The 12,767-nt window shown below is 36.6% G+C and carries 11 protein-coding genes; 1 reads left to right on the plus strand and 10 read right to left on the minus strand.

The features are described 5' to 3' along the window. The first annotated feature begins 204 nt into the window (after positions 1–204). Positions 205–1,077, plus strand: coding sequence for a helix-turn-helix transcriptional regulator (locus NAG76_01905; GenBank protein ID URN95035.1), 873 nt, complete (start codon positions 205–207; stop codon positions 1,075–1,077). Between the two features lie 115 nt (positions 1,078–1,192). Here NAG76_01905 and NAG76_01910 read toward each other — a convergent pair whose 3' ends face one another. The 10 genes from NAG76_01910 to NAG76_01955 all read right to left on the minus strand — a co-directional run bounded on the left by NAG76_01910 (position 1,193) and on the right by NAG76_01955 (position 12,724). Further along, complete coding sequence (locus NAG76_01910) at positions 1,193–2,080, minus strand: ROK family protein (protein ID URN95036.1); 888 nt, start codon at positions 2,078–2,080, stop codon at positions 1,193–1,195. Between the two features lie 38 nt (positions 2,081–2,118). Then, positions 2,119–3,033 (minus strand): dihydrodipicolinate synthase family protein, encoded by a 915-nt coding sequence (locus NAG76_01915; protein ID URN95037.1) that lies wholly within the window; start codon positions 3,031–3,033, stop codon positions 2,119–2,121. Between the two features lie 60 nt (positions 3,034–3,093). Continuing rightward, positions 3,094–3,777 carry an N-acetylmannosamine-6-phosphate 2-epimerase gene (locus tag NAG76_01920; protein URN95038.1) on the minus strand — a complete coding sequence of 228 codons (684 nt, stop codon included), beginning with the start codon at positions 3,775–3,777 and terminating at the stop codon, positions 3,094–3,096. A 48-nt stretch (positions 3,778–3,825) separates the two neighbouring features. After that, positions 3,826–4,722: a carbohydrate ABC transporter permease gene (locus NAG76_01925; protein URN95039.1), complete on the minus strand. Its 897-nt coding sequence runs from the start codon at positions 4,720–4,722 to the stop codon at positions 3,826–3,828. Positions 4,723–4,734: 12 nt separating this feature from the next. Continuing rightward, positions 4,735–5,637, minus strand: a complete 903-nt coding sequence (locus NAG76_01930; GenBank protein ID URN95040.1) for a sugar ABC transporter permease — start codon at positions 5,635–5,637, stop codon at positions 4,735–4,737. Between the two features lie 70 nt (positions 5,638–5,707). Further along, positions 5,708–7,114: an extracellular solute-binding protein gene (locus NAG76_01935; protein URN95041.1), complete on the minus strand. Its 1,407-nt coding sequence runs from the start codon at positions 7,112–7,114 to the stop codon at positions 5,708–5,710. A gap of 277 nt (positions 7,115–7,391) precedes the next feature. Continuing rightward, the gene (locus NAG76_01940; GenBank protein URN95042.1) at positions 7,392–8,705 is read right to left on the minus strand and encodes a 6-phospho-beta-glucosidase; all 1,314 of its coding nucleotides are present in this window, start codon (positions 8,703–8,705) and stop codon (positions 7,392–7,394) included. Continuing rightward, complete coding sequence (locus tag NAG76_01945) at positions 8,702–9,682, minus strand: ATPase (protein URN95043.1); 981 nt, start codon at positions 9,680–9,682, stop codon at positions 8,702–8,704. Before NAG76_01945 ends, NAG76_01940 begins: the two co-directional genes overlap by 4 nt. A gap of 49 nt (positions 9,683–9,731) precedes the next feature. Next, positions 9,732–10,919: a response regulator gene (locus tag NAG76_01950; protein ID URN95044.1), complete on the minus strand. Its 1,188-nt coding sequence runs from the start codon at positions 10,917–10,919 to the stop codon at positions 9,732–9,734. Between the two features lie 11 nt (positions 10,920–10,930). After that, positions 10,931–12,724, minus strand: coding sequence for a histidine kinase (locus NAG76_01955; protein URN95045.1), 1,794 nt, complete (start codon positions 12,722–12,724; stop codon positions 10,931–10,933). Positions 12,725–12,767: the final 43 nt, after the last annotated feature.

A 12,767-nucleotide genomic window follows, 5' to 3' on the forward strand; every position in this document is an offset into this window, starting at 1 on the left:
CGAGATGTTTTTATTATATTACTATTAGTAATTATTGTTGGATAATCAAGAGTTAAATACTATTCGACGGTTAAATTAGTTAAGCATAATTCTAACTAACTTGCATTATTCCGTTTAACTTATGATTTTCATCTTTCAACTTTACGACATTCATAGATCAGCCGTATAATATAGGGATAATAGGTACTAGGAGGGCTAATTGTAATGGAAACGCCGTTTAGAGAATGGTCACCCAGTATTCACTATGCTCAAAAGCAAACTCTGCCCTACGGCAAGCTACCTAGAAGAAGGTTATATGATTTTGAGTTACTTTACGTTAGTCATGGAGAAGCTGCTACTGAGATGAATGACCAACGATATCTATTAAAAGAGGGGCAGTTAATCTTTTTATCAGCTGGAATCTATCATCAGAATGAGATAGTTTCACGGAATAATGCTCAATTTATTGGTATTCATTTTGACTTTTTTGATGAGCTTGATATTCAAACAGAAGAGGATATGGTCGTTAATGAAGATAAGGTACAGTTAGATAAATTTTGTATCGAAGCAGTCGCTTCATCATTCTCCCCCTTATCAGAGGACCCTGTTTATACACCGTCTTTAGAATGTGTGCAACTAATGGAACAACTTGTATATGAATTTACAAATCGATCACTGGGCTATGAGTTAGTATGTAAAGCTTTAATGTTGCAAATATTAGTCTATCTATTGCGTACGCAAATAACACGCCAATTAGAGGACAAGTCGATACACAATATCGCTATCAAGAAATTGATGGATGCAATCAAGCTTGAGCCTTCTGGCGCTTGGAGTAATAAATCTTTAGCAGAGATAATGTGCTTGAACGAGGATCATATGGCTAAGCTATTCAAAAAGGTAGCGAGAATGACTCCTGGAGAATACGTCAGTTCCATTAGACACCATCATGCTCGGCGCCTATTAAGAGAAACTAATCTTTCTATTGAGGCAGTGGGGGTAGAAGTAGGTTACTCAGATCCTCATTATTTCAGCAGAATCTTCCGAAAGCATGAAACTATTTCTCCGAAAGAATATCGTAAACTATCACGAATTTTATAAAGTGATTAAAAATAATAATTAGCAGTGACTTTATTACGAAAAGTACCCATAGACTAAACACTTTTTCTAAGTGTTTAGTCTATGGGTACCACTGTAATGTGAACTAATGTTGAATCTACTTAGATAAATACATTGATGAAGCTCCTAGCAATCCTGCTCTATTTCCAAGCATTGCAGGGACAATTTGCACTTGAGAAAAACTACTCATTACTAATCTCTTTGTTTTTCTCACAATTATCTCAATGATTGCTTTTCTCTCCATAATTCCTCCACCTAGCACGATTAAGGAAGGGTTAAAAATATGTACCAACGACGCTAAACCACTAGCAACCTCATCTGTCCATCTTTCAACAATAGGACCTATTTCTTCTTCCCCTTGTTCCCATAGCTCATAGATGATTTTACCACTGTTCCAATTAGGATTTACTTGCTGAGCGAATGAGACGAGAGCACTTGTCGATGCATAACTTTCATAATAAGGCATGCTATTTCCTTGCTGAACTTCCTCAAGTGGATGAGTCAATATATGTCCAAATTCTGCTGCACTACCACTTGCGCCACGATAGATTTCCCTATCAATAACGATTGCTCCACCAATTCCCGTCCCATAGGTCAAACATATAAAGTGCTCCGTTCCTTTTCCAGCACCATAGTTAGCTTCCCCTAGCGCTGCTGCATTAACGTCATTTTCTACACGTACGGGTACGTGAAAAGCCTCTTCAAGTATATCTCTTAGCCTCATCCCCGTATATTGTGGAATGTTTTCATTAGCATATATAATGTAACCTTCATCTACATTAACTTGTCCTGCAGTACTAATTGCAATCGCATCATATCCCTCATACTCTGATAAATGTGCGATTAGTTTCTTAATAACAGCAGGACCACCAAGTTGACTATCTGTATCATAATCTCGATATGCTTCAATAGAACCATCTAACATACAACATATCGCTATTTTTGTTTTCGTTCCACCTATATCAGCAGCCAAAATTCTGTTCATGAGCATAACCTCATTTCAAAGATTATCGCCATTCTCAATTAACTATTAGCATACTTTTCAATGGTTCGGTCAATTAAATTAACGATCTCTATAATCATTTCAACATCTTCTAATGTTGTCGATGCCAGAGGTTTTCTCACTCCACCTACAACAACACCTCTTATTGCTAGTACATCCTTAATGACTGCATACATATGTCCTTGACAAGAACAAAGCTTAACAATAATTTCATTTATATCACTTTGAAGTGATGTCGCAGTTGCCATATCACCTTGTTTTACTAACTCTATTGCCTTAAGGAATAATTCAGGCATTGCCGCATAAGTTCCACCAATTCCACCATTTGCCCCCATCATTAAACCCGATACAAATTGTTCATCTGGGCCATTAAATACTAATGTGTTTGGTCCACCTACACGTTTGAAACGCTCAATGTCCATTGTTGGCATCGATGAGTTTTTAACACCAATTACTTTTTTGTTGGCGATTAACTTTGAAAAGACGCTAGGTGTTAACGTATATCCTGTTGTTTGCGGTATATTGTAAGCAATAAATGGTAGCGAACAATGCTCCATAATATCATTCCAGTATTGCAGTACAGAATCATCAGGTAATTTAAAGTAAATAGGAGGTATTGCTGATATTGCATCATAACCCAAACTTTCCGCATGCTTCGCAAGAGCAATACTATCGCGAGTTGAGGGCGCACCTACATGAGCAATTAATGTTAATTTTCCACGCATAATGTTAGCCACATAAGTTAGAACTGCCTTACGCTCTTCTAAATTTTGATAAATACATTCACCTGAACTTCCACCTACATATAGTCCTTGAACATTTTTTTCATATAAATAGGTCGCTAAATCTTCCGTGCGTGCAGGTGAAATTTCGCCATCATCATCATAGCAAGCATAAAAAGCTGGAATAACTCCAAATAATTGATCAGTTCTCATGATTCGTTCTCCTTCTTATCTATCCTTAGAGTGAAAGAACAGGCAATAAATAATGTTCTATTATTGTGAATCAATCATCGCTACAAAACGTTTCGTAATCTCCATAGGTCTTGTTATTGCACCGCCGACAACAGCAGCATATGCACCCAATTGTAGACACCGTTTAAACATCTCAGGTGTAATGACATTTCCTTCAGCAATAACAGGAATATGTACACGACTTAATACTTCTTTAAGAAATTCAAAATCATTTTCATATAATTTCGAGCCTGCCGTTTTCGCGGTATAACCATACAATGTTGTGGAAACACAATCGAATCCAAGTGATTCTGCTAATATTGCTTCTTCCACAGAAGAAATATCAGCCATTAATTGGGTCGTAGGACTAACTGTTCTCACATGAGCAATCAATTGTTCTATCGTAACCCCTTTAGGACGAGATCGTATTGTACTGTCTAGAGCAATCATTTCACAGCCACTTGCGAGTAATTCATTTATTTCTTGTTGAGTAGCTGTTATAAAAACATCACTATCATCATAATCTCGTTTAACGATACCAATGACCGGGAGTTTTAACTCTTCTTTAATGGTTTCAATATCTATTTTAGAGTTAGCACGTATGCCAACTGCTCCTCCCAAATAAGCCGCATAGGCCATTCTGCTCATAATATATGGATTATGCAATGGCTCATTTTCTAAAGCTTGGCATGAAACAATTAAACCGCCCTTGATGGATGATAACAATATAATCAACCCCCTACTATAGGTAATTACATGTACTTATTATGACGTTTACTTCACTGCTCCTAGAGTTATTCCTTGTGTAAATGATTTTTGGAATAAAATAAAGATCGTCAACATTGGTAATGAAGCAAGTGCTGCACCAGCCATCATCACACCATAATCTGTACGATACTCGCCTTGCATTGTAGCGATACCTAAAGGTAAAGTCATCATGTCAGTAGAGCGTGTAATTATCAATTGACTAAAGTAGTCATTCCAGCTTGTCATAAATGTAAAGATCGCTAATGCTCCAATAGCTGGCTTAAGTAGAGGCAATGCAATCGTTACAAAAGAACGAACTTCTGAACAACCGTCTATTTTTGCTGCCTCTAGTATTTCAGTCGGTATCGTTTGCGAGAATTGCTTCATTAGAAACACACCGAACGGCCAACCTACTGCTGGTAATATTAATCCTTTGAATGTATTAATCCAACCTAATTTCGCTAGTAATGTAAATAAAGGAACTAGAATAACTTGCTTAGGTAATGCCATAGCTGCTATTAGAGCAGTGAAAATAATTCTTCTACCAGGAAATTGTTTCTTCGCTAGTACAAAACCTGCCGTAGTTGACACTAAACAAATAAGTACCATTTCTGTAACGGCAATAAAGAAGCTATTGAATGTCCAGCGAGTAACTGGATTTTTGAATAGAGTAACCCAGTTATCCCATACGATATCTAATGGAAACCATTGTGGTGGTATTTGCGTTGCAACAACTTGAATTTTGAAAGCTCCAGTAACTATCCAGTAAAACGGAAAAATAAATATGATCGATAACATGCTTAGAAGGATCATAGAAATAACATTACCTGGAGTCAAATTTTTCAAGAAGGACTTTTTTTTCACTTTATTATTTTTGGAATTGTTGTACTTAGTGCCTAATTTTGCTTCAATGTGAGCTTTCAATGTGATCGCCTCCTAGTATTCCACATCGCTACCTAAGAACTTGAACTGAATGATTGATATGATACCAATGATAATGGCTAGAAAAACGCCCATTGCTGAAGCAAGACCAAAATTACCAAATGAGAATGCTTGTTCATATACGCTATACATAACTGTTGATGTTTTATATATAGGGCCGCCTGAAGTTAATAACTGAATAAGACTGAAACATTGGAACGTATTAATCGTCGTAATAACGATAACGTATAGATTTGTCGGCATTAACATGGGCCAAATAATCTTCGTGAAAATTTGTCTTGAACTCGCACGATCTAGCTGTGCTGCTTCAATGTATGAAATAGGAATGTTTCCTAGTGCTGCCACATACAAAATGATAGGTTGACCCACAGAAGTCGTAATCAAGATTGCAGTTATGGCCATTAGAGCGGTGTTGGGGTCACCTAACCAAAAAATAGGCTTCATGCCAACAAGTCCAGTTAGATAATTCAAAATACCAAAGTTAGGATGATAGATCCAGTTCCATACAACGGTTACAGATACAACCGAAGTAACTGCAGGTAAATAGAAAATTCCTCTAAATAAAGATCGAAGTAATTCATGTTTTTTGTAAATTGTCATTGCCGCAAACACTGAGAATCCAATAACGATAGGTACAGCTACTAGAACTAAAACTACTGTATTAATGACAGATTGATGAAAATTTTTATCTTTAAATAATGTGACATAGTTATCAAAACCTATAAACTTGAAATTTGTTAAGTTGTAATCAAAAAAACTGATGTAAACACCATGCACCATTGGATAAGCAACAAACATAATAAAAAATGATAAAGCTGGTAATAAGAACAAATAACTTGTTAGCCATTCACGTTTAAACTTTCGACGGGATTTCGATTTGAGCGCTGCAGTCGACATATCATTCTCTCCAATCTGCTCTTTGAATCGGAAGGAGTAGCATTACGCTACCCCTTTCCTAATCTTCTACTTAATTACTAGTACGAGCGGCTTTTCCTTTTGCAATAGCTTCATTACCAAGTGTTTCAAACTCGGCAAGCGCATCAGCTGCTGAAGAAGTGTTTAATAACACTTTTTGTAGTGCTGGGAACCAATACGTACGAATTTCAGCATATCCATCAGCAATCGTTGGAGGCGTTGTAATGAATTTACGAGCTAGTTCTGAATATGCGTATTCAGATCCTTCATAGATACCAGTGATAGAGTTACGTGCTGAAAGTCCACCTGTTTGCTTAAGCGCTGTAACACTCCACTCAGGGTCATTAACGATGAAATCAATAAATTTCTTAGAAGCTTCTACTTTTGCAGCATCCTCATTATTGAAAATAGCTAGACCGCCTAAGAAAGGCTCAAGTTTTGGAGCAGAACCATCAACAGTAGGATATGGTAATAAAATATCTTCGAAATCAGAAGCTTTGTTTGGTGCAAATTGAGTTTTCAACACTGCTGAGTAGTTAATCGCAAATGCCATTTTACCTTGTAGGAACAAGTCATTATGATCAGAAGCAGCCATAGATGCAGCACCTGGAGCTAGCAATCCGTCTTTAGAGGCTTTCATAATCCACTCAAGTGCAGCAACGCCACCTTCATTGTTAAGCGCGATGCTATCATTCGTATCGTTAAGGAATGTTGAACCTGCTAAGTTAGTTAGGAATCCACGTGTACCTTGATCGCCTGCTTGAGATTTTGCATAGAATCCTACAGGAATGACATCAGGAGCTTTTTCCTTAACTGCTTTTAGCGCAGCTTCGAACTCTGCTACAGTCCAAGTACGATCCTCAGAATCAAGTGGCAATAAGTCTAATGCACCGATTTCTTCAAATAAAGTTTTGTTCACTGCCATTGTAAATGGACCAGTATTGAACGGGAACATATACATCATTCCATCTACAGATGATTGTTCTATAATTGCAGGAGTGATATCTGCTTTCACCTCATTGGTGAACATATCATCAATAGAAGCTAGCAAATCTTTTTTAGCCCAATCTATAATACGACCGGGAGCATCGTAGATAACATCAGGAGCCGTTTTTGTTGCTATAGCAACGTTTAATTTTTCAGGGCCACCATCAAACGTTAACATTTCTAGATTTACAGTAATTTCAGGATGTTTTTCATTGAAAGCAGCAATAATTTGTTTCTCGAATTTACCTACTTCACCATCTAAAGCTGTAAAGTTAGGGAAGTTCCACCATGTGATTTCTACTGGTTCTGCAGTATCTGCAGTAGCTTCTACTGTTGGTGTAGGTGTAGCTGATGCGCCTGTATTGCCCGCATTACTCTTTCCACCATTGTTATTTCCAGAACACGCGGAAACCAATGACACAAGTAAAACCACTACCATTAACAATAAAGATTTTCGCTTCAACATTTTCATTACTGTTCCCCCTGATTTTGTATTGAATGGATGCGATATTTACTATCGCTCAATTCGTAGTTTAATCGTATTATTTTTTTGTAAAAGAGAAAATCCCCCTATTTTTACATTTAGGGTGTTATTGTTACATCAATGTAATAAAATATAACATTATTATTATAGATAGAGTTAATACTATTAATTTTCAAATATACAGTTATAAAATTTGCTTTTGTTGCTCAAAATTAATATAGCCCTGATCGAATGTATTCGACCAGGGGCTATATTTCCAATTTTCTTATGAAAGTATAGGTAAGTATGACTTATTCGCCTCAAGTATGCGATCTAACACTGCTTTTGCCTTAGCAGCTGATCCAATTAAAGGGTGAATACATAACGCTTGCAATGCTATATTATAACTACGATGAACAATAGCCTCTACCGTTAACTCTTCGTAAGCTTTTACTGCCTGTAGTAAGCCTCGAATTTGCGGACCTGGCTGATCTGTTAATCCAAGAGGATGAGCACCATTTGCATCAATTACAGCATTGACTTCTATGGAAGCATCATCTGGTAGACATGAAATAATCCCATTATTACGCACATTAACGATTTGAATATTTTTCTTGTTATTATATATAGCAGTCATTAAATTGACGGCTACTTCTGAATAATATGCTCCACCTCTTTGCTCTAACTGTGGTGGTTTAATATCTAACGCCTCATCTTTATACAACTCAAATAGCTCGGCTTCTAGTTGCATCACGGTCTCTGCTCGAGTTTTTCCCTTTTTATAATCTTCAATTTGCTTCTCTAGTACTTCATCTCTCATGTAGTAATAGCGATGATAGGGACATGGTAAAGCCTTTAACGACTGCAAAAATTGCGAATCCCAATCTAAGTCAGGAATATTTTTCATATTAAGACCTGGCCCACTAGCAGATTCTGATAGAAATTGCTCTGTAATATCTTCTCCACTAACAATAATGCGCGTAGTCCAATTCAAATGATTGATCCCTACCATTTCAAGTTGAACCTCATCTACATCAACGTTGCATAACTCAGCAATTTGCATTTGCAAACCAATAGGTAGATTACATAAGCCGATTGATTTTACACCACCATATTTAATGACTGCTTCTGTCACTAATCCTGCTGGATTGGTGAAGTTCAACATAAAGGCCTCGGGCGCCAGTTCACGAATGTCTTTACATATATCTAGAATAACTGGAATTGTGCGTAAAGCCTTTGCAAAGCCACCAGCACCCGTTGTCTCTTGCCCTATTAATCCAAGTTCTACAGGAATTCGCTCATCGAGTGCTCTCGCTTCTAATTGACCTACTCTAATTTGAGTAGAAACAAAAGTCGCATCCTTAATGGCTTCACGACGATCTAACGTTGTCTGAATAATAATATCAATCTTAGCCTTTGCAAACATACGTTTTGCCATTGCACCAATTATATTTAATTTATCTATGCCCTTTGCTACATCGACAAGATATAATTCTTTAATCGGAAATTCATCATAATGCTTAATAAAACCTTCTATCAGTTCTGGAGTATAGGATGATCCACCACCAATAACAGCTACTTTTAATGGCTTCTTCTTCATTTATTGTAACCTCCATATTGAATAAATTTATTAGTCAATTCTGTTGCTATTGGAATTGACAATCGATCCATTGCCAGCATGACTGCTCCATACACGGGGATAATTTCAGGTATGATTAACTGTGCTTCCTTATATTTATTGTGAATTGTTTCTTTTAATTGCATTAAAAGAGAAGGATTTTTTCCTTTTTGCAACACACTTCCAATTAAAACTATTGGAATCACCTCATCTTTTGCACTTCCCAATTTACTCAATACTGCTAAAGCTGCCAAACCAAGCTCTTTACCCGTTTGTTCTAAAAGCAATCTCGATAGCTCATCTCCATCGCTCGCCGCTTCATGTAAGACCACTGTTATCCCTTCAGGAATATATTCAAGTTCAGTATCTAGAATATGATCTCTTACCTCAAGCATCGTTTGTAACCCGAAAAATTCTGGGATTTTGGCGGTCAAGGAAGTATCTATTCCTCTACCCTCCCAAGCACGAAACGCTAGTGAAAATGCTGTAGCAGCGAGATATTTCCCTCCTGCTCTATCACCAAACATCTCCCCTAATCCACCGATCTGAACAATCTCCCCTACTGCATTACGGCCGATTGCATTTGTTCCACTCCCACAAATTAAAACTACCCCTGTATAATCCGTGCTTCCAATCCGTAAACCCTCCATTGCGTCATTCACTAGATCCCATGCTAAATATGAAAATTTAGCGAGTTCTCGTCTGAGCATTACAAAATCTTGAGCTCGATCTGCACCTGCAAGTCCATACTGAACAAAATCTATATTAGCTTCTGTCAAATTTGCTTCCTTTAAAGCTAAGTCCATGGATGCTTTTATATTAATCATTGCTTGAGAAAGACCTACGATTTCATAGTTACCACTCGCAGCCAAACCTTTTCCAAGTAGATCTCCAACTTCATTTACTATGACGGTGTAGGTTTTACTGCCACCGCCATCAACTCCCATCACTATTCTCATCTTCCTCTATCCTCTCTCCTCTTTAGATGAATCAGCATAGAATTTTATGTTAACAATGTATAATTCGATTTTTTGAACGATATTCACTCGGGGTTAATTGCACGACTTTTCTGAAAATTTGTGTGAAATGTCGAAGATCACTATATCCAACCTGCTCAGCTACTTCTACTACTTTTAATTGAGAGGTAATTAATAACTTTTTAGCTTGCTCTAGACGTAGTTGAATAACAAAATCCTTATACCCCTTACCTGTAATTTTCTTAAATAGTTGACTGAAGTAGACGGGATGTAGATATACAATCGCTGCTACCTTCTCAAGTGAAAGATTATCTTGATAATGATCTTCAATATATTGAATTGCCGTAGTAATCACTTCTTCACTTGATAAATAGCTTTCTTTAGAATGAGGAATGCTCTTCATATCTAACATCTGATTAATCCGCTCTGGTAAATGATAAAAGGATTCTATAACATTAGTAATATGAATGTCACATTTTCCAAGTACCTGTATTTGTTGCTCTATCTTAAGATACAAATTCTCATCAATATTCTTTGTTTGCTTTAAGTAGTCCGAAGTAAATAATGTAATAAAAGTCTGCTTCTCCAAATGAACTGTCCATGCTTCACCGTATTCATTCAATTGTTCCGTAATATGTACAGTAAGCGTTTTTACATTTGCTGTTGTTAGTGGGGGATTTAATATATGAACAAGCACTGCAATACACGGTTCGAACTGTATCCTAAACACATCCAAGTTAAAGTATTCATGATGTGGATTCTTGCTAGAAATCCATTCCTTGAAAGCCATTTCTTTAGCTTGTAATAGTAAATTGTGAAGTGATAAATTATATTGTTTAGCCAAATTCTCTTCATTAATCTCAGTTTCAAGCTTCTGTAAGAGTTCAAGCAGCTTGGGTTTACCTATAGGCTTCAGTATATAGTCTCTTGCTCCGTATCGAATTGCCTGCTGAGCATATTGAAAATCAGAATGAGCAGAAATGACGATCCAGCGAATATTTTTGTTGAGAGAAGATCCTTCTTGAAGCAAATCTAAGCCACTCATACCAGGCATCATAATATCCATAATAACAATATGAAAATCTATAATATCTAAATATTTCAAGGCTGCTTCGCCAGACTCCGCTGTATGAATATTCCAGTTTGGATTCACGGTCTGAATCGTCCGTGCCACCCCATCTCGTATCGTATGTTCATCATCAACTACCAGGATATTCATAGCAATTCCCCCTATTCTAACCTCATCATTGTATGTTGTGTACTTTGATACGGTAAAGCGAAATTAACAGTTGAACCACGGTTAAGACCTGAAGATGCAATAGACAAACCGTATTTCAATCCATAGCGGTATACGATACGCTTATGAACATTAACCAAGCCGATTCCTACTTTCAAGGATGAATTATCCGATAAATCATCCTTCACTTCTGCTTGAGTGAAAAGCGTATTTAATCTGTCCAGCGTAACTTGATCCATTCCTTTTCCATGATCGGTAATCGAAATACGCACAACAGAATCTAGCAAATATGCAGCAATTTCTATTTTCCCTCCGCCTTCACTAACACCATGAATGACAGCATTTTCAACAATTGGCTGTAGTGACATTTTGGGAATACACACATCAAGTACATCGGGATCTATCTTCCAATCAAATACTAACTTCTTTCCAAATCTCATTTGAGTAATTAAAGCATAAGCTTTAATTTGTTCTAATTCCTCGCGTAAGGTCACATCTGAATGATATTTCCAATTGCTACTGTATCGGAACATGCTAGATAAAGCTAAAACGATATCTCCTAGTTTTTCATTCTCATGTTCATCTAGCATCCAATAAATCATATCTAATGTATTGTATAAGAAATGAGGATTAATTTGAGATTGTAGCGCTTGAATTTGTGCAATCCGTTCACTTTCCGTCATTTCTCGCATTTGAACAAATAATTCATCCAGTTTACGTACCATCTGATTGTAGGCACCCGTCAATGATTCTAATTCTACATAAGATTTCATAATTGGTATTTCTTCAAAGTTTCCTAATGTCACTTTACGCATATATATACGAAGTTTTTTAAAGGGAGACGTTACATGAACTGAAATTAATATCGCAAGAATCATAGATAAAATGACTAAAGCGATCGTAATAATCATGAAATATTGTCTAAATTGCACTATTTCTACCTTTATTATTGATGATTCGGTTAAGCTTACTAATTCCCAATCATTAATTTTTTGAGGATATCTAACAATAAAATGATCGTCCACTCTTTTCATTTTCCCCGCACTTGATAATGGTTCTAATTCTACTGCAACCTGCTGAAATAATTGTGAGTCTCTACCGCCTTTAATAATGCCCTGCTCCACTAGATAAGTTTCGGTGTATTCCGTTATATTAGAGTTCTGCAATATATTTTGTAAAATATCTGTCCTCATCTCAATAATTACGACGCCTACAGATTCGGTACGAGTTAAATTATATAGTTTTCTGCCGAATGCAAACACTTCTCCGTCGCGACTCGTATCGATTAAGGAATCTGTCTCCATTCCAAACCAAACGGTTTCTCCTTCAGAGTGTTGCAGTTGCTTATACCAATCTAAAGTCATATAATCCGGATTAACCACTTGAGTTAGAGCTCCGTAGCTATAAGCTGCTCCATCATTACTTAAGACATGTATGCTTATCACATCATCCCAAGCATAATAAATAGCTCCAATGGCATTGGTTATCGTTCGATCATTAATGGCCTTAACTGCCGAATTCTTACTATGCTTTCCTACTAAATTTTGAATATCTGTATTCGTAATAATTGATTTACTCAAACTTTCATATCCCTGCAGCAATAAATCAATATGTTCACTTGCTTGCTTCACATTTTTCATTCCAGCATCACTTATCGTATCTTCTAATTGCTTCGATGTGACTTGATAATAAATAAAAGATAATATAATAGAAATACCAATGAAACTGAATAAAAAAATTAGAAATATACGTGAGCCAAATGTACGAAACGGTATTTTTCTCAACATAGTAGGTACCTCTATCGGTTATTTATACCTAATATAGTTTATT

The sequence above is a fragment of the Candidatus Pristimantibacillus lignocellulolyticus genome, from assembly GCA_023639215.1.
GTDB classification, from domain to species: domain Bacteria; phylum Bacillota; class Bacilli; order Paenibacillales; family Paenibacillaceae; genus Pristimantibacillus; species Pristimantibacillus lignocellulolyticus.